This window comes from Rhizobium mongolense USDA 1844, assembly GCF_000419765.1.
GTDB classification, from domain to species: domain Bacteria; phylum Pseudomonadota; class Alphaproteobacteria; order Rhizobiales; family Rhizobiaceae; genus Rhizobium; species Rhizobium mongolense.
Window position 1 is genome coordinate 119,416 of the sequence record NZ_ATTQ01000006.1, and the last position, 20,374, is coordinate 139,789.

Consider the following 20,374-nt stretch of genomic DNA (forward strand, 5'->3'; position numbering starts at 1 on the left):
TCATGAACACAAGCGTTTCCATCAAAGATCTGTCGCTGAATTTCGGCGCGGTCAGCGTCCTCAAGGACCTGAACCTCGACATTAACGACGGCGAATTCCTGGTCCTGCTCGGCTCGTCCGGCTGCGGCAAGTCCACGCTGCTCAACTGCATCGCCGGGTTGCTTGATGCATCCGCGGGACAAATCTTCATCAAGGGCAAGAACGTCACCTGGGAAGAGCCCAAGGACCGCGGCATTGGCATGGTGTTCCAGTCCTATGCGCTCTATCCGCAGATGAGTGTCGAGAAGAACCTGTCCTTCGGACTTCGCGTTGCAAAGGTGCCGCAGCCCGAGATCGACAAACGCGTGGCGCGCGCCTCCGAAATCCTGCAGATCCAACCGCTTTTGAAGCGCAAGCCCGCCGAACTGTCTGGCGGCCAGCGCCAGCGCGTGGCGATCGGCCGCGCGCTCGTGCGCGATGTCGATGTGTTTCTATTCGACGAGCCGCTGTCCAACCTCGATGCCAAGCTGCGTTCTGAACTGCGCGTCGAGATCAAGCGCCTGCACCAGTCGCTGAAAAACACGATGATCTACGTCACCCACGACCAGATCGAGGCGCTGACGCTGGCAGACCGCATCGCGATCATGAAAAGCGGCATCATTCAGCAGCTCGACGATCCGACGACCATCTACAACAGGCCGCGCAATCTTTTTGTCGCAGGCTTCATCGGCTCGCCGTCAATGAACTTCCTGCACGGCGAGTTGACCAAGAACAGCGACAAGACGGTGTTCAGATCAAACGGCGTCAGCTTCTCGCTCGACGGCTATGATGCGGCTCAACCGCTGCAATCGGGCCGCAAGGTGGTGCTCGGCGTGCGCCCGGAGCACATCAAGGTCGACGAAAATCTCGGCCCCGAAGTGCATGATGCCACCGTCGACATCGAGGAGCCGATGGGCGCCGACAACCTCCTCTGGCTGAAGCACGCCGGTCACACGATGTCGGTGCGCATCAACGGGGCGCGCCGCTTCAAGGTGGGAACACCGGTGAAGCTCAGCTTCGACATGTCGCTGGCATCGCTCTTCGATGCTGAGACGGAGGAGAGAATCTAGGAGGGGCGAGGGTGCGGTGGGCGAGGGTGGTAACCGGCCCCTCATTCGCCTGCCTGGCACTTTCTTCCCGCAGACGGGGAGAAGGAGATATGCCGCAGCGCCTTCCCCGATCGCAATACTGCGTTCGGCAAGTTCCCTCTCCCCGCAGGCGGGGAGAGGGCTAGGGTGGGGGCAGTCACGTGCTCCTGGGCGAGCGAGGGCATCCCCTCGTTCCAATGTTCGAGATCAGATAATGACCACGTCCAACACTTCGTCCATCGATCTTTCCGGTTCCTGGCAACTCGCCTCCGCTGAAGGCGAAGTCACCACATCGATCTCGCTTCCGGGCGACGTCCATACAGCGCTGCACGCGGCAGAGCTCATTCCGGATCCCTATTTCGGCCGCAACGAAGAGCAGGTGCAGTGGGTCGCGCATCGGGATTGGGTGCTTGAGCGACGCTTCCAGCTCGATGATGCCGAAGGCGACTGGTATCTCGATATCGATTACCTCGACACCGTTGCCTCGATCTTTATCAACGGCTTCGTCGTGCTCGCGGCCGACAATTGCTTTCGCCGCTACCGGCCGGATGTTTCGAGCATGTTGAAGGCAGGCGAAAACACGATCCGAGTCGTGCTGCATTCGAGTATTGCCGCCGGCGCAGAACGGCAGGGCAGGCAGCCTTTCTACGTACCCTATCACCCGGGAAACTCGCCGATCGCCAACGGCAATATGCTACGCAAGCCGCAATGCCATTTCGGCTGGGACTGGAACATCGCGATCGCGCCGCTCGGGCTTTATGGCACGATCGCACTGAAGAAGCTCGAGACGGCGCGCATCGAGCACGTCACGACGCGCCAGACGCATAGCCTCGACGGCAGCGTCGAACTGCAGGTCACGGCAACGCTCTTCGCGAAGGACCCGGGCATTGTGCCGGTGCATTTCGCGCTCGACGGCGAACGTGTCCGACTCGACGTCGGTGTCAATGCCGGCGAGACGGTGGTCAATCATATCTTCTATGTCGAGAAACCGCGCCTCTGGTGGCCCTCCGGCAGCGGCGAGCAGGCGCTTTATGCGCTGACCGTCGATCTGCCGTCAGATGTGGTGACGAAGCAGATCGGCCTTCGCACCGTCGAACTCATCACTACGCCGGATGCGGCAGGCAGCCGCTTCGCTTTCAAGGTCAACGGCCGCGAGATCTTCTGCCGAGGTGCGAACTGGATTCCGGCGGATGCGCTGTTTTCTCTGTCGTCGGCGGAGAAGACGGAGAACCTGCTGCAGTCGGCAAAAGCTGCGAACATGAACATGATCCGCGTCTGGGGTGGCGGCTTTTACGAGCACGACTGGTTCTATGACCTGTGCGACCGGCTTGGCCTCATGGTCTGGCAGGATTTCATGTTTGCCTGCAACCTCTATCCCTCGACAGAAGACTTCCTCGACAACGTCACGCTCGAAGTCGACTATCAGGTCAAACGCCTCGCCTCACATCCCTCGATCGCGCTCTGGTGCGGCGATAACGAACTCGTCGGTGCGCTTACCTGGTTCGACGAGCCGAAGAGGGACCGCGACCGCTATCTCGTCTCCTATGATCGGCTGAACCGCACGATCGAGCAGGCGATGAAGAAGGCGGCGCCAGGTGCGATCTGGTGGCCGTCGAGCCCGGCCTCCGGCTATCTGGATTTCGGCGACGCCTGGCACGCCGATGGCTCCGGCGACATGCACTACTGGTCGGTCTGGCACGAAAACAAGTCGTTCGACAATTACCGCTCGGTGCGGCCGCGTTTCTGCTCCGAGTTCGGTTTCCAGTCCTATACCTCGCTGCCGGTCATCAAGACTTATGCCGACAAGACGGACATGAACGTCGCGTCGCCGGTGATGGAGTTGCATCAGAAGAATGCCGGCGGCAATGAGCGGATCGCCGGCACGATGTTCCGCTACTTCCGCTTCCCCAAGGACTTTCCGAACTTCGTCTATCTCAGCCAGATCCAGCAGGGGCTGGCAATTAAGACGGCGGTGGAATATTGGCGGTCGCTCAAACCCCATTGCATGGGCACGATCTACTGGCAGCTCAACGACACCTGGCCGGTCGCGTCCTGGTCGAGCCTCGACTACGGCGGGCGCTGGAAGGCGATGCACTATCTCGTCAAGCGATTCTTCCAGCCGGTCGCCGTGGCCGCCATTCCATCGGAGGACGGCAAAACGATCCGATTCTCGCTGGTCAACGACACGCTTTCGGAGGTCAGCGCCGATCTATCGATTTCCATTCTGACGTTGAAGGGCGAGCGTAGGCACCTGAGGGATATCCAAGCCGTCTGCACGCCGGATGCTGCCGTGACGGCAACGGCGATCAATGTCTCGGATATCCCCGAGAGCACGCTGCTTGGCTGGCGCTTCACGGCGTCGAACGGCATGGGCGGTGAGGGGCACTACGTCCACGGCACCTACAAGGCACTCGAATTGGAGCCTGCCGGTCTCCAGGTGACCCGAGAATATGTCGAGGAAGACGGCTCGGTCTGCCTCAATGTCACCGCCAAGGGACTGGCACTGTTCGTGATGATCGAGACCGAGACCGACGGCAAATATTCCGACAATGCCTTCGATCTGGCAGCCGGCGAGACCCGCCGCATTCTTTTTACCCCGGCAAAGCCGCTCCAAGACGGCGAGCTTCCGGACTTCCGTTTCTACGACCTGCATTCCTGCCAGTCGGCAGATTGATTTTGAGAAAGGGCACGAGGCCCAAGGAGAAAATGATGACGAGACTGAGTTTCCAGCTCTATAGCGCCCGCAATTTCCAGCCTTATTCGGCAATCTTCGAAAAGCTCGGCAAGGCCGGTTATTCGGAGGTCGAAGGCTTCGGCGGCATCTATGCCGATCTCGACGACGCTGATTTGAAGGGCCTGCGCGCCGATCTCGACAAGAATGGTCTTACGATGGCAACCGGCCATTTCAGCCCGGATTTCCTCGACGGCGAAGTCAAGAAATCGCTGAATATCGCAAAGACGCTCGGCATGGATTCGATCTACGCGCCGCATCTTGCCGCCGACCAACGTCCGGCTGACGGCGCCGGCTGGCTTGCGTTTGGCAAGCGCCTGCAGGAAATGGCCAAGCCCTATAAGGACGCCGGCTACGAATTCGGCTGGCACAATCACGACTTCGAATTCGTGAAGCTTGCCGACGGCTCGCTGCCGATCGAGCGCGTCTTCGAAGGCGCGCCCGACATTTCGTGGGAAGCGGATATTGCCTGGGTCGTCCGCGGCGGGGCAGACCCGTTCGCCTGGATCGAGAAGCTCGGCTCGCGCATCACAGCCGTACACGTCAAGGACATCGCGCCGGTCGGCGAGAACAAGGACGAGGACGGCTGGGCCGATATCGGTCACGGTACACTTGCCTGGCCGAAGCTGATCGCCGCGCTCAATGGCACCAGGGTGAAGCACTACGTCGTCGAGCACGACAATCCGAGCGACATCGATCGCTTGATCACCCGCTCGATCGCATCCTTCAAGACCTACTGAGGGCAAACCATGACCAAGGAACTTGGCGTCGGCATCATCGGATGCGGCAACATCTCCACCACTTACCTTTCGCTCGCGCCCCTCTTCAAGGGGTTGAAAATTCTGGCCTGCGCGGACATCAATGTGCAGGCGGCCGAACTTCGCGCCGAGGAATACGGCGTCACCGCTCAGACCATCGAGCAGCTTCTTGCCAATGACGAGATCGACGTCGTCGTGAACCTCACCATCCCCGATGCGCATTATCCGGTCTCGAAGGCGGCGCTTGAGGCCGGCAAGCACGTCTTTTCTGAAAAGCCGCTCGTGCTGACGCTGGAACAGGGTGAGGATCTGCGCCGCATCGCCAAGGAGAAGAAGCTCTCAGTCGGCTGCGCGCCAGACACCTTCCTCGGCGGTGCGCACCAGCTTGCGCGCAAATATGTCGACGAGGGCGGCATCGGGCGCATCACCTCCGGGGCCTGCTATGTCATGGGGCCGGGCATGGAGATGTGGCATCCGAACCCGGACTTCTTCTTCCTGCCGGGCGGTGGTCCCATCCTCGACATGGGTCCGTATTACATCGCCAACCTCATCAATTTCATCGGCCCGGTGAAGCGCGTCGGCGCGATCACCTCGATGGCGTCGGAGACACGCACAATCACCAGCCAGCCACGCCACGGTGAGACGATTCCGGTCAGGACGCCGACGACGGTCCAGGCACTGCTGGAATTCGTCAGTGGTGCGACGGTGACGCTGACGGCGAGCTGGGATGTCTGGTCGCATCGCCATGCCAACATGGAGCTCTACGGCACCGATGGCACCCTTTTTGTTCCGGACCCAAACTTCTTCGGCGGCGTCGTCGAGGCCAGCGGCCGCGACAAGGACATCAAGCCGCTTGAAGCCTGGGAGCATCCCTTCGGCAGGTTCAACCAGGAAAGCCCGCAAGGTCCGCGCGCCAACTACCGCACGGCAGGTCTTGCTGACATGGTCGCGGCGCTGATCGACGGCCGCGATGCCCGCTGCTCGCTGGAGCGCACGCTGCATGGCGTCGACGTCATGACCTCGATCCTGAAATCGGGGGAGGAGGGCAGGTTCGTGGAGCTCACGACGACCTGCACGCAGCCCGCCGCGCTTGGCATCGAAGAGGCTCAGGCGCTCTTGAAGTAGGCCTCCAAAGGGCTATTTTCCGCGCGGGCTTTTCCGGCCCGCGCGCACTTTTTCCAAAGGATCAGGACCATGAGCTGGCAACCGGCTTCCGACCGCTATTCGAAGATGAAGTATAACCGCACGGGCCGCTCCGGCCTGAAGCTTCCTGCCGTTTCCCTCGGTCTCTGGCACAATTTCGGCGGCGACACGCCGCATGAACGCAAGATCGACATGTGCCGCACTGCCTTCGATCTCGGCATCACCCATTTCGACCTTGCCAACAATTACGGCCCGCCTCCAGGTTCGGCCGAAACCGCCTTCGGCGAAATCCTTCGTACCGAATTCGCGGGCCTGCGCGATGAACTCATCATCTCGTCGAAGGCCGGCTACGAAATGTGGCCGGGCCCCTATGGCGAGTGGGGCAGCCGCAAATATCTGATCGCTTCCTGCGACCAGAGCCTGAAGCGCATAGGCCTCGACTACGTCGATATCTTCTATTCGCACCGTTTCGATCCGGATACGCCTCTCGAAGAGACCTGCGGCGCGCTCGACTACATCGTCCGCTCCGGCCGCGCGCTCTATGTCGGCATTTCCTCTTATAATTCGCAGCGCACGCGGGAAGCAGCCGCGATCCTCAAGGATCTCGGCACGCCATGCCTCATCCACCAGCCGAGCTATTCCATGCTCAACCGCTGGGTTGAGGACGACAAGCTGCTCGATACGCTGGACGAGGTCGGCATGGGCTCGATTGTCTTTTCACCGCTGGCGCAGGGCATGCTCACGACCAAATATCTCGCCGGCATACCGGAAGACAGCCGTGCGGCTCAGAACCACTTCCTGAAGCGTGATTTCATCCGCCCGTCGATCATCGACAACATCCGCAAACTGAATAGCATTGCCGAACGCCGCGGCCAGACGCTGGCGCAGATGGCGATCGCCTGGGTATTGCGCGGCGGCCGGGTGACGTCGGCGCTGATCGGCGCCAGCCGTTCGTCGCAGATCGTCGATTGCGTCAAGGCTCTCGACGATCTTGAGTTCACGGTGGAAGAGCTGAGGGAGATCGATGTCTACGCCCGCGAGGCCGACGTCAATCTCTGGGCGAAATCTGCAGAGCGAGAGTAGGCGTAAGCAAGGCCCGGCTCTGCCGGGCGTTTCTCATTCAGTCTGATGTACGTGCCGCAGTTTGTGGCTATCCGGAGGAGCAGCCGTCATGATCCGCAACCCCGTTCTGCCGGGTTTCAATCCCGATCCGTCTATCTGCCGTGTCGGCGACGACTATTACATCGCGACCTCGACCTTCGAATGGTATCCGGGTGTGCAGATCCACCATTCGCGCGATCTGGTGAACTGGACACTGGTGCGCCGTCCGCTGGAGCGCAAATCGCAGCTCGACATGCGCGGCAATCCCGATAGCTGCGGCGTATGGGCGCCGTGTCTTTCCTACGCCGATGGGAAGTTCTGGCTGGTCTATACCGACGTCAAGCGCTTCGACGGCAACTTCAAGGACGCACACAACTACATCGTCACCTCGCCGACTATCGAGGGCGAGTGGTCTAACCCGGACTATGTTAACTCCTCGGGTTTTGACCCGTCGCTCTTCCATGACGACGACGGCCGCAAGTGGTTCGTCAACATGCAGTGGAACCACCGCACGGAAAGCTATGGCGGCGCACCCAAGCATCCGGCCTTCGATGGCATCCTGCTGCAGGAATGGGATCCGGTCACGAAGGCGCTGAAAGGTCCGATCAGGAACATCTTCGCCGGCAGCCCGCTCGGCCTTGTCGAAGGCCCGCATCTCTTCAAGCGCAACGGCTACTATTATCTAACGACCGCCGAAGGCGGCACGGGCTACGATCACGCGGTCACCATGGCGCGTTCGCGCAGCATCGACGGTTCCTACGAGATGCATCCGAACCTCCATCTCATCACCTCCAAGGACAATCCGGAAGCCGTTCTACAGCGGGCAGGGCACGGGCAGTATGTCGAGACGCCCGACGGGCAAGTCTATCACACGCATCTCTGCGGGCGGCCGCTGCCGCCAAAGCGCCGCTGCACGCTTGGCCGCGAAACCAGCCTGCAGAAATGCATCTGGAAGACGGACGGCTGGCTCTACCTCGAAAACGGCACGACGGTGCCGGATGTCGAAGTCCCGGGTCTCAAGGGCGCGGTTCGCGCCGAAAAACCGGTTCGCACCGAATATAGCTTCGATGGCGGCAAGTTGCCTGCGGATTTCCAGTGGCTGCGCACGCCGCAGCCGGAGCGCATCTTCGATCTGACCGGACGCCCCGGCCATCTGCGCCTCATCGCCCGCGAAAGCATCGGCTCGTGGTTCGAGCAGGCGCTGGTCGCCCGCCGCCAGGAGCATCACAGTTTCCGCGCCGAGACTGTCGTAGAGTTCGACCCGGACACCTACCAGCAGGTCGCCGGCCTGACGCATTACTACAATCGCCACAAGTTTCACGCCGTAGCCGTGACGCTGCACGAGAAGCTCGGCCGCTGCGTCACCATCCTTTCCTGCAATGGGGATTATCCGAACGGTCGGCTCAGCTTCCCGGCTGGCAGCGGCGTCGCCCTTCCGGCGGAAGGCCGCGTCCAGCTATCGATGGAAATCCGCGACAACGACCTGCAGTTCTTCTGGCAGACGGAAGGAAAGGGCGCCTGGGAGCCGATCGGCCCGGTTCTCGATGCCGGCGTCGTCTCCGACGAGGGTGGCCGCGGCGAGCACGGCTCCTTCACCGGCGCCTTCGCCGGCGTCTTCGCCTTCGACTCATCGGGCCGCGCCAAGACAGCCGATTTCGACTGGTTCAATTACGAAGAGCTGTGAAAATGGCACCCGATACGTCATCGAACCGATCGCCGTCCGGCACATCGAGAGCTATCACCAGGCTCTCGACGTCGTTGCGCGTGAACGCAGGTATCTCACCTTCCTTGTGTGCCCCGCGCTCGAAGACATACGGAAATTCGTTCTCGACATGATCGAGAACAGACATCCGCAATTTGTCGCCGTGAAGGACGGTGAAGTGGTGGGGTGGTGCGATATCCGCCGGCATTTCTTTCCGTCGCATGCGCACCGGGGATCGCTCGGCATGGGGATCATCCCTGCCCACCGCGGACTGGGCCTCGGCTTGCGCCCTCGCTGACGAAGCCCGCTTTCTCGTAAAGGCGGATTGTGCGGGCATTGTCGGCATGGACACTGAGCTCGACCCGTATGATGTCGCATTCCCTTGCCTCCTTCAGCGTCGTCTCCATGAGACGTGAGCAAGGACGCCGTTCATATCGATGGCCGCTATCTCGACGTCGTCAACATGGCTTTGATCTTCAGCCGGACGTGAATGCGGCCGCTTTAAAAGGTGAAACTAAAATATAAGATTTTGCTTATAAGTATTCGTTTATATTACAGATCTTTAATTTAATTTTCAGATTCGGTTCACCTTCGCGGACGTAGTTTCGGTGCGTGTTCAACATGAGGATCCCCCGATGAGAAAAATAATCACAACCCTGCTTTCCGTTTCCTTCCTGATTACGCCGATTGCTTTCGCATCAGAGGCAAGTGCTGCCGAGCACCGCCGTCCGATCGTTGTCGAAAAGAAGGTCGTGGTCCACAAATACCGCTGGACGAAGGGTCATCGCATGACAGCTGCCGAACGCCGCCACATGGCCGAAGTTCGCGACTACCACCGCTACCGCCTGTCGGCGCCGCCGCGCGGCTACCGCTGGGTCAGGGTCGACAACGAGTTCCTGCTGATCGGTGTTACGAGCGGGATTGTCTCGAGCATCATCGCTGCGCGCTGATCGGGCGTTTTTAAAAAGCCACCTTTGGGCTCTAAAGTCGCTCGCAGCAAGACGCTGCGGGCGGCCCTGTTGCGGCAGTTCGCGGGTGTTGTGCGGCTGGTCTATAATCTGGCGCTGGAGAGCGCAGGGACGGGTGGCGGCATTACCGGCGGCAGTCTGGCGCGGCGCAAGCGCGGGTCGAGCCGCCACGCGAAGGCCCGCCGCCGCGTTGCAGCCTTGCAGGCCCGCGCTGCCCGCATCGGGCAGGATTGGCGGCACAAGGCCAGTCTTGATNTCGCCCGTCGCTTCGCAACGGTCGNGCTGGAAGACCTCGCCACGCGCAACATGACGCGCAGCGCCAGGAAAACCGTGGACGCGCCCGCAACCCACGTCTGCCAGAAGGCGGGCCTGAACCGGGCGATCCTCGAACAAGGCTGGTACGGCTTTGAAACCGTGTTGNCCTACAAGCTCGAAGAACGGGGCGGATACCTGTGCAAGGTCGATCCCCGCCACACCTCGCAGAGCTGTTCGGCCTGCGGAGCCGTGGACAGGCAAAGCCGCGAAAGCCAAGCGCCTTTGCGCTGTTGCCAATGCGGCTTGCGCGCCCATGCGTCGGAACACGGCGTCTATGATCGTGGAGGAAGGGCAGCCGCTCTCCGTTGAAGCGATACCTATCGGCGGAGCTTCGCGCCCCCTCGGAAATCCCCCGCTTGCAAGCAGGGGAAGATGTTAAACAGTAAGCTTGAGTCCGACAATGCCGGCGATGATGAGTGCGATGCAGCCAAGGCGGGCGACTGTGACGGGGTCGCCGAGCAGCCAGATGCCGAGCAGCACCGTTCCGACGGTGCCGATTCCGGTCCAGACCGCATAGGCCGTGCCGATCGGCAGCGTCTTGACGGCCAGACCGAGCAGAACGATGCTGATCACCATGGAAATGACGGTCAGGACCGTCGGCATGGGCCGCGTGAAGCCATCGGTGTATTTCAAGCCGATTGCCCAGCCGCATTCAAACAGACCTGCAAGAAACAGCAGACACCAAGCCATCTTACTCTCCTTTTTAAAGAGCGAGGCCGTCCCCGCGACCTTTGCGCCCGCAGGGGAGCGGGCGCCGCAGTCGTCTGCATTGGTGTTCATATGCGCGGTTTGACGGCCGTTGCAAGGTAGGAATTGGCATAGCTGCCATGCCACCGTTTCTTGCGTGCCTTATCCAAGCCGCTCGGCGTGCCACGTCAGGTGATTATCCATGAAGGTGGAGATGAAATAGTAAGAGTGGTCGTAGCGCTCATGCATCCGCAGCGTGAGCTTGATATCCGTGTCCTTGATCGCCTCATCGAAAAGCCACGGCCTCAGGCCATTGTCGAGGAAGCCGTCAGCCTTACCCTGATCGATCAGAAATTCCGGGAAGCGTGCGCCGTCGCTTACCAAGGCGCATGCGTCATACTTGCGCCAGGCCGCACGATCGGAACCGAGATACTTTTCGAATGCCGGCGCCGACCAATCGGCAGTCGACGGCTCGACGATCGGCGCGAAGGCCGAGCAGCTCCTGAAGCGGTCCGGGTTCCTCAATGCGATCGTCAGTGCCCCATGGCCGCCCATTGAATGGCCGAAGATGCCCTGGCGGCTTTTGTCGATACGAAATTGCTTGGCGACGAGGGCCGGCAGCTCCTCGGTGATGTAGGTGTACATCCGATAGTTTTCTGCCCAGGGCTCTTCGGTGGCATCAAGATAGAATCCCGCGCCTTTGCCCATCTGCCAGTTGGTAAGCTCGTCGGGGATATCATTGCCGCGTGGGCTCGTGTCCGGGCAGACGATGATCAGGCCGAGCTCGGCCGCCATGCGCCGGTACTCGCCTTTTTCCATGACGTTGGCGTGCGTGCAGGTGAGCCCGGAAAGATACCAAAGAACCGGGCAGGGCTCGTTGATGGCCTTCGGCGGCGCAAAGACTGCGAAGGTCATCTCGCATTTGCAGGCTTCGGATTCGTGCGAATACACGCCCTGCATGCCTCCGAAGGCGGTTGCCTGGGAAATGATGTTCATTTTTGATCTCCCGTTCCTGCGGCTGCCGCCTTGGCGCGACGGCAAAGCCGGTCGAAGGTTTCGAGGAACCGCGAGCGGTCCTTCGGGCTGAAGGCGGCATTGTAGCCCTTGCTTTCGCCGGTTTCCCGCAGGTGTGCGCCGAGATCGCGCATGGCGCTCGCCATGCCGATATTTGTGTCGTCGAAAACGCGCCCCGTGGGGCCGCAAACCAGTGAACCACCCGCAACGCACCGCACCGCGAGCGGCACGTCCGCAGTCACCACAACGTCGCTGTTGGTTGCGTGTTTTGCAATCCAGTTGTCGGCGGCATCGAAGGCATTGGAGACGATGACGTTACGCACCATAGGATCACGTGAGGGCCGCAGGCCGGAATTGGCGACGAAGGTCACTTCGATGCCGTGGCGTTCGGCAACCTTCAGGATTTCCGGCTTCACGGGGCAGGCGTCTGCATCGACATATATTTGCGGCATCTGTCGTCCGTTTCTAATCGTCGAAATAGCGATAGTCTCGGGCCGCATTGAGAAGCGGATCAGTTCCACGCCTGCGCCGTCCGGCAACGGATCGTAGATGATGACGTAGTTCCGACACGGGAACATCCTGATGCTTGGATATTTCGGAAAGCGCGGTACGCTGAGAAGCGGGTTTCAGCAAAGATTTGATATCGCCTTTCCAATTCGAGAATGAATGCATCTGCGCTCCTCAAGCGCTGGAATGCAGCCGTATCTATCAATCGGCCGGCTGCAATGCCAGATCGATTTTACAATACCGATACGAGATCAATACAGCACCACGCCGCGGATGCTTTGACCGGAATGCATGAGTTCGAATCCCTTGTTGATGTCTTCGAGCGGCATCGTATGGGTGATCATCGGATCGATCTGGATCNTNCCTTCCATGTACCAGTCGACGATCTTCGGCACGTCGGTGCGGCCACGCGCGCCGCCAAAGGCGGTGCCCATCCAGCTGCGGCCGGTGACCAGCTGGAACGGGCGGGTGGAGATTTCCTGGCCGGCACCGGCCACCCCGATGACCACCGACTTGCCCCAGCCGCGNCCCCGCCACACCTCGCAGAGCTGTTCGGCCTGCGGAGCCGTGGACAGGCAAAGCCGCGAAAGCCAAGCGTCTTTCCGCTGTTGCCAATGCGGCTTGCGCGCCCATGCCGACCACAATGCTGCAATCAACATCCTGCGTCGGAACACGGCGTCTATGATCGTGGAGCAAGGGCAGCCGCTCTCCGTTGAAGCGATAACTATCGGCGGAGCTTCGCGCCCCCTCGGAAATCCCCCGCTTGCAAGCAGGGGAAGATGTTAACGTCTATTTTTGAAGATTTTCCGGCCTGGATGTGCGAAAATCGCGAAACGGCACGCAAACAGGGCGGCGGCAAGATGTCGTTTTCTCAATCCAGGATTTGCAAGGGCTGCTGGCAGCAGATGCGCCTCCCGGTGCCTCTGCGCGGACCGGCTTCCATTCCCTTCCGCGCCTTCGGCATCCGCCCGAGCCGGATGAATCCGAACACCTGCACGATTTGCGAACTCATGTTCACACGCGTGATGAAAGCCCGCAAGATCACTGTTGATGTATCCGTGCTATTTGCGGATCTGAGAGGCTATACGACGCTTTCGCAGTCGCTTTCGGCAGATACTGTCTCGTCGCTGCTGGATGATTTCTACGATGAGTGTGCCACAGCCATTTGGGAATACGACGGCCTTCTCAACAAGACCGTCGGGGACGCCATCATGGCAATATTCAACTTTCCGATCCACCACCATGACCACGCCGAACGTGCTGTGCTCGCTGCACGGGAGATTCAGCGCCGCTGCCAGTTGCGTCGTGAACGTCACATGGCTGAGGGTGCCGGGCTGGACGGAAGTGAACTCGGCATTGGTATCGGGATCGACACCGGCGAGGCCAGCTTCGGAGAGTTCGGCCGATCGCATCGCGACCTGACTGCGATTGGAACGGTTGTGAATACTGCCGCTCGAGCGCAGTCAGTTGCTGACGCAGGGCGGATTCTCGTCACCAAGGCCGTTTGCGAGCGGGCGCAGAGCCAAACGGCCGACAGCAAAGGTCGGGCATACCGCCTGAAGGGCTTTGAGAAGCCGATTGAGCTTTACTCGATCTGAGCACCGTTGAATGCCGGGTCGCTTGAATACCGCACACTTAGGGCCGGGCCGCGCTTTCGTTTACTTGGGCGCCGTATCGATTTCACCTCGCTTATGTCATTGACAATTACGGCATCGCGCGGGCCTTCGCGGTTGCCGAGCACATGGTTGAGCAGCGTCGTCTTTCCTGCCCGACGAAGCCGGACAACACGGGGACGGGAAGTCTCCTATCCACGGTCTTTTTCACATTGTGGTTATATCATTACAAGCTGGCATCTGAAAAAGGCGAGCGCAAGCGCTCGTCTTTCTGGTCAGCTTTCGCGCGAAAGGCAATCCTTCATGCTATTGGCGATGCCGCGCATCAGTGTGAAATAGAGATCGGGACCTGCCTCCAGCGTTGCCGCCTCCGGGTCGAGTACGCCGGCTTTCGCATCGGTGCCTTCGAGGACGACATTGACCAGGCGCGGCTCGAACTGCGGCTCGGCGAAGACGCAGGTGGCGCCGAGGTCGGCAACCTTCTTGTGGATCTCCGACACGCGCTCGGCGCCGGGCATGTTTTCCGGGCTCACCGTGATGGAGCCAGCGACGCGCACGGCATAGCGGTGCTCGAAATACTGGTAGGCGTCATGGAAGACAATGAAAGGCTTGTCTTTTACCGGGGCGACGATGCCGGTGATTTCCTTGTCGAGCGCATCGATCTTTTCGTCGAGCGCCTTGGCATTGGCCTGGTAGGTCAGCGCGTTGGCGGGATCGGCGGCCACCAGCGTCGTGGTGATTTCCGCAGCCATGGCCTTGGCATTCATCGGGTCGAGCCACAGATGCGTGTCGAACTCGCCGTGATCGTGATCGCCTTCCGCATGCGCGTCATGATCGTGCCCGGCCTCTTCGTGCTCATGTCCGGTTTCGCCGTCATCGTGCGGTTCGAAGGCGCCGCCTTCGCGAAACTTCAGCTTCACGAGCCCCGGCGCATCCTCCAGCTCGGCAATGCTGGCGCCGGAGCCTAGCGATTCCAGCGGCTTTTCGAGGAATGCTTCGAGGCCGGGACCCACCCAGAAGATCACCTTGGCGCTCTGTAGCGCGCTCGCATCCGACGGCTTGAGATTGTAGGTATGCGGGGAGGCGGCGCCATCGACGATCAGTTCCGGTGTGCCGACGCCCTGCATGATCGCCGAAACCAGCGAATGGATCGGCTTAATGGAAGTAGCGACTGCCGGCGCATCCGCCGCCTTGGATGCCCCGGCCAGCAGGATCGCCGGGATCGCGAGGGAAAGGCCCACAGCCAGTTTCATGTCCACGCTCCGCTTGAATAGCAGTTGTAATGTTATTACATCAATTGCGTAATGCTATAACGTGTGCGATAGCATGACGCAACAGCACTGTCGGAAAAATGATGTTATCTTCCGCAACCCCTGCCTCGAAGCCGCTGGTTTCCCTCCACAATGTGGGTGTCCGGCGGGATGCCCGCTGGCTCGTCCGGGGCGTGGATTTTACGATTTCACGCGGCGAGATCGTGACCCTGATCGGTCCAAACGGCTCCGGAAAATCGACAAGCGCCAAGGCGGCGATCGGCGTTTTGAAGCCCGATGAGGGCAGGGTGGAACGGGCAAGCGGCCTCAAGGTCGGCTACGTGCCGCAGAAGCTTGCGATCGACTGGACGCTGCCGCTCACCGTCCGGCGCCTCATGACGCTGACCGGCCCGCTTCCCGAACGCGAGATGATGGCCGCGCTCGAGGCCGCCGGCATGGCTCATATGCTGAATGCCGAGGTGCAGCACCTTTCCGGCGGCGAGTTCCAACGGGCGCTGATGGCGCGTGCCATTGCTCGCAAGCCCGATCTGCTCGTGCTGGATGAACCGGTGCAGGGCGTCGATTTCTCCGGCGAGATCGCGCTTTACGATCTCATCAAGCAGATCCGTAATTCCACCGGCTGCGGCATCCTCTTGATCTCGCATGATCTCCATGTCGTCATGGCGGAGACCGATACGGTGATCTGCCTCAACGGCCATGTCTGCTGCCGTGGCACCCCGGAGACGGTCAGCCAGAGCCCGGAATATGTGCGCCTCTTCGGCAGCCGCGCGGCAAAGACGCTCGCCGTCTACAGCCACCACCACGACCACACGCATCTGCCGGACGGCCGCGTGCTGCATTCGGATGGTTCGGTGACGGATCATTGCCATCCGGACGACGGTCATCACCACGATCACGACCACTCGGATCATGACCACCATCATCATGCGGGAGAGCGCCATGCTTGACGATTTCTTCGTCCGCGCGATCCTTGCCGGTGTCGGTCTGGCGCTCACCACCGGGCCGCTCGGCTGTTTCATCATCTGGCGGCGCATGGCCTATTTCGGCGATACGATCGCCCATTCCGCGCTGCTCGGCGTCGCGCTGTCGCTGCTCTTTGAATTCAACATGACGCTTGCCGTCTTCGCCGTTGCGACGACGGTTTCGATCCTGCTGCTCTTCCTGCAAAAGCGGCAGGCGCTGTCGGCCGATGCGCTGCTCGGCATCTTGTCGCACGCGACGCTGGCGATTGGGCTCGTCATGGTCGCCTTCATGAGCTGGGTACGCATCGACCTCATCGCCTTCCTTTTCGGCGATATCCTCGCCGTCTCGAAAACCGACATCGCGTTGATCTGGGGGGGCGGGCTCTTTGTCGTTGCTGCGATCGCCTGGCTCTGGCGTCCGCTGCTGGCATCGACCGTCAACCCCGAGCTTGCCGAGGCCGAGGGGCTGCAGCCGGAGCGGGCGCGACTCTTTTTCATGCTTCTGATGGCGGTCGTCATCGCCATCGCCATGAAGATCGTCGGCATCATGCTGATCACGTCGCTGCTGATCATTCCGGCGGCCGCGGCCCGCCGCTTCTCGTCGACACCGGAGGTCATGGCCGTTCTCGCATCGCTGATCGGTGCTGCCGCCGTCGTCGGCGGCCTATTCGGATCGCTCACCTACGACACGCCGTCAGGCCCGTCGATCGTGGTTGCCGCACTCATTCTCTTCATCCTTAGCCTGTTGCCGCGGCTGGGACGCAAGGAACCGCAAGGACAAGGCTCATGAATGCACCGCAACTGACCAAGAACCAGGCGCTGGTCTTCGAAGTGCTGGAAAAGGCCGACGGCCCGCTCAGCGCCTATACGATCCTCGACAAGCTGCGCGATCACGGGTTCCGCGCGCCTCTGCAGGTCTATCGCGCGTTGGAGAAGCTGCTCGAATATGGCGTCGTGCATCGGCTGGAGAGTATCAATTCCTTCGTCGTCTGCGCCCATCCGAACGAGAATTGCCACAGCCACGGCACCGTTGCCTTCGCGATTTGCGAAAGCTGCGGCCATGTCATGGAATTCCACGATCACGAGGTCGATCACCGGCTGATGGACTGGACGCGCGGCAAGAAGTTCAAGGCGGAGAAGACGACGATCGAAATCCGCGGTCTTTGCGAGACCTGCGCCGCTTAGCGCAATTCCGGAGAGGCTAGTCGATACGCTTCAAGTCGCGGGCGAAACGCTGCCAGTTGGCGACATATTTTTCCGCCGAGCGCCTAAGCCCCTCGATCGCCTTTTCATCCAGCGTCCGTATGGCGCGGGCAGGCGAACCGACGATCAGTGAAGCGTCCGGAAATTCCTTGCCTTCCGTCACCAGGGCATTGGCACCGACAAGGCAGTTGTTGCCGATCTTTGCGCCGTTCAAGACGGTTGCGCCCATGCCGATCAGCGAATTGTCGCCGATCGTGCAGCCGTGGACGATCGCGTGATGGCCGATGGTGCAGCCTTCGCCGATCGTCACCGGAAAGCCCGGATCGGTGTGCAGCATCGCGCCTTCCTGGATATTGGTGTTGTTGCCGACGGTGACCGGCTCGTTGTCGCCGCGAAGCACGGCGCCGAACCAGATGCCGACGCCTTCGCCAAGCTCCGTCTGCCCGATGACATGGGCGTCCGGCGCAATCCAGTAGAGCCCGCTCGGCGGCAGTTTCGGCAACAATCCCCCAAGCGCGTAAACGGGCATGGCAATCTCCTCAGGCGACGGTTACGGAAAGCGTCGCGATACCGTCGATGCCGCATTCGACGCGATCGCCTTTTTTTACGGCGCCGACACCGGCCGGCGTGCCGGTCATGATGACATCACCCGGCGCCAGGACGAAGAGCTTGGAGAGCTCAGCGATGATTTCCGGCATCTTCCAGATCATCTGCTTCAGATCGTCGTCCTGAACGCGCTTGCCGTTATGATCGAGCCAGATGCGGCCCGCGTCCGGATGGCCGATGCGGCTTGCGGGCACGATTGCCGAAACCGGTGCCGAATATTCGAACGCTTTCGCAACTTCCCATGGACGGCCGAGCTTCTTTGCCTCGGCCTGCAGATCGCGGCGGGTGAAATCGATACCGACGGCGTAGCCGTAGATGCAGTCAAGCGCGTTGCCGAGGGGAATGTTCCCGCCGCCGGATTTCAGCGCAATCACGCATTCTGCCTCGTAATGCACGTCAGTCGAAAGGGGCGGATAGGGAAACGGCTTACCGGGAGGCAGCAGGTTGTCGGCGTTCTTCTGGAAGAAGAAGGGCGGCTCGCGGCTCGGGTCGTGCCCCATCTCGATCGCGTGATCCGCATAGTTGCGCCCGACGCAATAGACGCGGCGCACCGGAAAGACGTCGCTGCTGCCTTCGATGGCAAGCAGAACCGGCTGCGGAAGCGGGATGACGGTAGCGGAGCTTGTTGCGGACATTGAGATGCTCTTGCTGTTATCGAGTCCGGCGATCTTAAACGGAAAATCGCGAGCGGGGAAAGCACAACGGGACGATTATCCTTCCGTGCCCGAGACGTCGCTGCGAACGATCGCATAATAGGCCGCAAGTTCGGGGATCATCTGCGGCAGCGTCTCGAATACGGGATCGTCCGGCGAAAGCTTGCCGGCATATTTCATTTCCACGAAGGCCTGGTGCGCTGCCAGCGCCGCAGCATCCGCGTGATGCAGCACCGTGAAAACCGGGGTGGGGAGCGTCTTGCCTTTGACCAGGACACGGTCGAGCTCGGCGACTGTATAGGTGCCCGCCACAAGCTTCGCAGTCTGCTCGCCGAGAAGCAGAGCGACGCCATAATTCTTCGAGGCTCCCTCCAGGCGCGAGGCGAGATTGACCGCGTCCCCGAGACAGGAATAGTCGAAACGCCTGTTCGAGCCCATGTTGCCCACAACGCACTCGCCGGTATTGATGCCGACGCCCATTTTCAGCGCATGCAGCGGCGTTCCGTTTATCCTGGCCTCTTTCTCGAGCTGCCTGTTCAGGCTCGCGATCGCTTCCTGCATCGCGAGCGAGGCGGCAACGGCATGCAGCGCATGATCTGCATCGTCGAGCGGTGCGTTCCAGAACGCCATGATGCAGTCGCCCATATATTTGTCGATCGTCCCGGCGTGATCCATCACGACATCGGAAAGCGGCGTCAGCAGGCGGTTGATGAGGCCGGTGAGCTGCTCCGGATCGTCCTTCAGCGTTTCGGCAATCGTCGTGAAGCCCCGCACATCCGAAAACAGGACCGAGAGCGTCCGCCGCTCGCCGCCGAGCTTGAGCTGTGATGGATCCTCGGAAAGCCGTTTGACGAGATCGGGCGATATATATTGCGAGAAGGCGAGGGTGACCTGCTTCTTCTTTCGCCGCTCTTCGGCAAAATCGAATGCCGCCTGGCCGAAGGTGACGGACACATAAGCCACGGCCGGCCCCAGCGGCGAGACGAACAGATTGCCGAAGCGGATGCCGGCATAGCTCAGCGCCGCCGCCACGCCGATGAAGACAACCGTGGCGGCGAATGTCCGCCAGCCCGTGGATTTCCAGACGGTCGCAGCAGCGAGAATGGCGGCAATCAGGATGGCGAAGGCAACCACTGGAAGGCGCGCCAGCTCGATCGAATAGCGGTGCACGATATTGTCGTAGATCGTCGCCTGGATTTCGACGCCGGCGACCAGTCTGCCCGTATGGACCGTGTAAGGCGTCGCAAAGGCATCGGCACCGCCTTTGTCGATTTCCGGCGCATTCTGCAGGCTGAGTCCGACGAACACCACGCGGTCCTTGAAGAAATCCTTCGGCAGAAAGTTCTCTGGGTCCAGCGCCTGATAATAGGAAACCGTCGGATAACTTCGTGATGGTCCGAAGGACTGAATGAGCGCGTTGGCCGGCAGGCGGCCCGGTGCCTTCCCGGCTGCCTGCGCAAGGGTGATGGCAAAGCCGTCCTGATAGGACGGGATGTTGCGGAAGACGCCGTCGCCGCCGAGATCGATCGAGGCGATGCCGGTTCTCGCGCCGGCTTCTGTCAGTTGCGGCATCGGCGTGGCGCGGATCAACTGGTCGGCCTGCGGCGTCTGGATCAGCGTCTCGTCGCCGGCAAGCACAATGTCCGGCCCGATGGCCGCCGTTATTGCCGCATCGTCCTCTCGCGAAGACTGTTCGGCCATGATGATATCGAGGCCGATCGCTTTGGCGCCCGCTGCGCGCAGCCGCCGGATCAGCCGGGCATGCAGGCTGCGCGGCCAGGGCCATTGCTCATTCATCTCCGCCAGCGACGGCTCGTCGATCGCCACGATCACCGGCGCATCGGCAGGCGGCAGCGGGTCGTCGACGGTCGAAAGATAGTCGAAGCTCCGCAGTTCCAGCAGCGACCAGGCGGGCAGACGCGAGAGCAGCGAAATGGTAATCAGCGTCAAAAGCACCAGTACCGCCAGCCGCACCGGCCGGCTGCTGAACGGCCAGCCTGGCATACGCATTTTATGCCTGGCGTCCGCGACCGC

General features: G+C 61.0%; 23 protein-coding genes and 2 pseudogenes. 14 read left to right on the top strand and 11 right to left on the bottom strand.

Annotated elements, in window-relative coordinates:
• Window positions 1-2: 2 nt before the first annotated feature.
• The 6 genes from A3C3_RS0112975 (at window position 3) to A3C3_RS0113000 (ending at window position 8,523) form a co-directional block, all read left to right on the top strand.
• Window positions 3-1,088: an ABC transporter ATP-binding protein gene (locus A3C3_RS0112975; RefSeq protein ID WP_033419655.1), complete on the top strand. Its 1,086-nt coding sequence runs from the start codon at window positions 3-5 to the stop codon at window positions 1,086-1,088.
• Window positions 1,089-1,320: 232 nt separating this feature from the next.
• Window positions 1,321-3,780 carry a beta-mannosidase gene (locus tag A3C3_RS0112980; RefSeq protein ID WP_022715042.1) on the top strand — a complete coding sequence of 820 codons (2,460 nt, stop codon included), beginning with the start codon at window positions 1,321-1,323 and terminating at the stop codon, window positions 3,778-3,780.
• A 35-nt stretch (window positions 3,781-3,815) separates the two neighbouring features.
• Entirely contained in the window at window positions 3,816-4,577 is a 762-nt protein-coding gene (locus A3C3_RS0112985; protein WP_022715043.1) for a sugar phosphate isomerase/epimerase family protein, read from the top strand.
• A 9-nt stretch (window positions 4,578-4,586) separates the two neighbouring features.
• Window positions 4,587-5,720, top strand: a complete 1,134-nt coding sequence (locus A3C3_RS0112990; RefSeq protein ID WP_022715044.1) for a Gfo/Idh/MocA family protein — start codon at window positions 4,587-4,589, stop codon at window positions 5,718-5,720.
• 69 nt (window positions 5,721-5,789) lie between these two features.
• The gene (mgrA, locus tag A3C3_RS0112995; RefSeq protein WP_022715045.1) at window positions 5,790-6,821 is read left to right on the top strand and encodes an L-glyceraldehyde 3-phosphate reductase; all 1,032 of its coding nucleotides are present in this window, start codon (window positions 5,790-5,792) and stop codon (window positions 6,819-6,821) included.
• A gap of 88 nt (window positions 6,822-6,909) precedes the next feature.
• Window positions 6,910-8,523 (top strand): glycoside hydrolase family 43 protein, encoded by a 1,614-nt coding sequence (locus tag A3C3_RS0113000; RefSeq protein WP_022715046.1) that lies wholly within the window; start codon window positions 6,910-6,912, stop codon window positions 8,521-8,523.
• Here A3C3_RS0113000 and A3C3_RS48160 read toward each other — a convergent pair.
• A complete protein-coding gene (locus tag A3C3_RS48160) occupies window positions 8,504-8,749 on the bottom strand; it encodes a hypothetical protein (RefSeq protein WP_022715047.1) in 246 nt (81 codons plus the stop codon). The two genes, A3C3_RS0113000 and A3C3_RS48160, sit on opposite strands and share 20 nt — an antisense overlap.
• Here A3C3_RS48160 and A3C3_RS48165 point away from each other — a divergent pair.
• A complete protein-coding gene (locus A3C3_RS48165) occupies window positions 8,672-8,839 on the top strand; it encodes a GNAT family N-acetyltransferase (protein ID WP_325058577.1) in 168 nt (55 codons plus the stop codon). The genes A3C3_RS48160 and A3C3_RS48165 overlap by 78 nt on opposite strands.
• Here A3C3_RS48165 and A3C3_RS48565 read toward each other — a convergent pair.
• The gene (locus tag A3C3_RS48565; RefSeq protein ID WP_022715048.1) at window positions 8,793-8,948 is read right to left on the bottom strand and encodes a GNAT family N-acetyltransferase; all 156 of its coding nucleotides are present in this window, start codon (window positions 8,946-8,948) and stop codon (window positions 8,793-8,795) included. The genes A3C3_RS48165 and A3C3_RS48565 overlap by 47 nt on opposite strands.
• A gap of 228 nt (window positions 8,949-9,176) precedes the next feature.
• On the opposite strand from A3C3_RS48565, the gene A3C3_RS0113015 reads away from it, so the two are divergent.
• The gene (locus tag A3C3_RS0113015) at window positions 9,177-9,491 is read left to right on the top strand and encodes an RcnB family protein (RefSeq protein WP_022715049.1); all 315 of its coding nucleotides are present in this window, start codon (window positions 9,177-9,179) and stop codon (window positions 9,489-9,491) included.
• Between the two features lie 90 nt (window positions 9,492-9,581).
• On the top strand, window positions 9,582-10,133 hold the full coding sequence (locus A3C3_RS38280) for an RNA-guided endonuclease InsQ/TnpB family protein (protein WP_425337557.1): 552 nt from the start codon (window positions 9,582-9,584) through the stop codon (window positions 10,131-10,133).
• 66 nt (window positions 10,134-10,199) lie between these two features.
• On the opposite strand, the gene sugE is transcribed toward A3C3_RS38280, so the two are convergent.
• The 4 genes and pseudogenes from sugE to A3C3_RS0113040 all read right to left on the bottom strand — a co-directional run.
• Window positions 10,200-10,514, bottom strand: coding sequence for a quaternary ammonium compound efflux SMR transporter SugE (sugE, locus tag A3C3_RS0113025; RefSeq protein ID WP_022715050.1), 315 nt, complete (start codon window positions 10,512-10,514; stop codon window positions 10,200-10,202).
• Between the two features lie 159 nt (window positions 10,515-10,673).
• Window positions 10,674-11,507 carry an S-formylglutathione hydrolase gene (gene fghA, locus A3C3_RS0113030; protein WP_022715051.1) on the bottom strand — a complete coding sequence of 278 codons (834 nt, stop codon included), beginning with the start codon at window positions 11,505-11,507 and terminating at the stop codon, window positions 10,674-10,676.
• Window positions 11,504-11,977, bottom strand: coding sequence for a YaiI/YqxD family protein (locus A3C3_RS0113035; RefSeq protein ID WP_028739607.1), 474 nt, complete (start codon window positions 11,975-11,977; stop codon window positions 11,504-11,506). The genes fghA and A3C3_RS0113035 overlap by 4 nt, the downstream gene beginning before the upstream one ends.
• Before the next feature lie 306 nt (window positions 11,978-12,283).
• Window positions 12,284-12,559 (bottom strand): annotated as a pseudogene (locus A3C3_RS0113040) (S-(hydroxymethyl)glutathione dehydrogenase); the annotation flags it as partial.
• On the opposite strand from A3C3_RS0113040, the gene A3C3_RS48570 reads away from it, so the two are divergent.
• Window positions 12,534-12,818: a zinc ribbon domain-containing protein gene (locus tag A3C3_RS48570; protein ID WP_084796959.1), complete on the top strand. Its 285-nt coding sequence runs from the start codon at window positions 12,534-12,536 to the stop codon at window positions 12,816-12,818. The pseudogene A3C3_RS0113040 and the gene A3C3_RS48570 overlap by 26 nt on opposite strands.
• 74 nt (window positions 12,819-12,892) lie before the next feature.
• Window positions 12,893-13,630 (top strand): adenylate/guanylate cyclase domain-containing protein, encoded by a 738-nt coding sequence (locus A3C3_RS0113045; RefSeq protein WP_028739608.1) that lies wholly within the window; start codon window positions 12,893-12,895, stop codon window positions 13,628-13,630.
• Between the two features lie 83 nt (window positions 13,631-13,713).
• Here A3C3_RS0113045 and A3C3_RS43570 read toward each other — a convergent pair.
• Window positions 13,714-13,844, bottom strand: a pseudogene (locus A3C3_RS43570) (GTP-binding protein); the annotation flags it as partial.
• Window positions 13,845-13,920: 76 nt separating this feature from the next.
• A complete protein-coding gene (locus A3C3_RS0113050) occupies window positions 13,921-14,898 on the bottom strand; it encodes a zinc ABC transporter substrate-binding protein (protein ID WP_022715055.1) in 978 nt (325 codons plus the stop codon).
• A gap of 101 nt (window positions 14,899-14,999) precedes the next feature.
• Here A3C3_RS0113050 and znuC point away from each other — a divergent pair, with 101 nt between their 5' ends.
• Genes znuC through A3C3_RS0113065 form a run of 3 tightly spaced genes read left to right on the top strand, consistent with a single transcriptional unit; the run spans window position 15,000 to window position 17,063 of the window.
• Window positions 15,000-15,863, top strand: a complete 864-nt coding sequence (znuC, locus tag A3C3_RS0113055; RefSeq protein ID WP_022715056.1) for a zinc ABC transporter ATP-binding protein ZnuC — start codon at window positions 15,000-15,002, stop codon at window positions 15,861-15,863.
• Entirely contained in the window at window positions 15,856-16,668 is an 813-nt protein-coding gene (gene znuB / locus A3C3_RS0113060; RefSeq protein WP_022715057.1) for a zinc ABC transporter permease subunit ZnuB, read from the top strand. Before znuC ends, znuB begins: the two co-directional genes overlap by 8 nt.
• A complete protein-coding gene (locus A3C3_RS0113065) occupies window positions 16,665-17,063 on the top strand; it encodes a Fur family transcriptional regulator (protein ID WP_022715058.1) in 399 nt (132 codons plus the stop codon). Before znuB ends, A3C3_RS0113065 begins: the two co-directional genes overlap by 4 nt.
• A 16-nt stretch (window positions 17,064-17,079) precedes the next feature.
• Here A3C3_RS0113065 and A3C3_RS0113070 read toward each other — a convergent pair whose 3' ends face one another.
• From A3C3_RS0113070 to A3C3_RS0113080, 3 genes are all read right to left on the bottom strand, one after another.
• Window positions 17,080-17,610 (bottom strand): gamma carbonic anhydrase family protein, encoded by a 531-nt coding sequence (locus tag A3C3_RS0113070; RefSeq protein ID WP_022715059.1) that lies wholly within the window; start codon window positions 17,608-17,610, stop codon window positions 17,080-17,082.
• A 10-nt stretch (window positions 17,611-17,620) separates the two neighbouring features.
• A complete protein-coding gene (locus A3C3_RS0113075; RefSeq protein WP_022715060.1) occupies window positions 17,621-18,322 on the bottom strand; it encodes a fumarylacetoacetate hydrolase family protein in 702 nt (233 codons plus the stop codon).
• A gap of 75 nt (window positions 18,323-18,397) precedes the next feature.
• The gene (locus tag A3C3_RS0113080) at window positions 18,398-20,350 is read right to left on the bottom strand and encodes an adenylate/guanylate cyclase domain-containing protein (protein ID WP_028739610.1); all 1,953 of its coding nucleotides are present in this window, start codon (window positions 20,348-20,350) and stop codon (window positions 18,398-18,400) included.
• Between the last annotated feature and the right edge of the window lie 24 nt (window positions 20,351-20,374).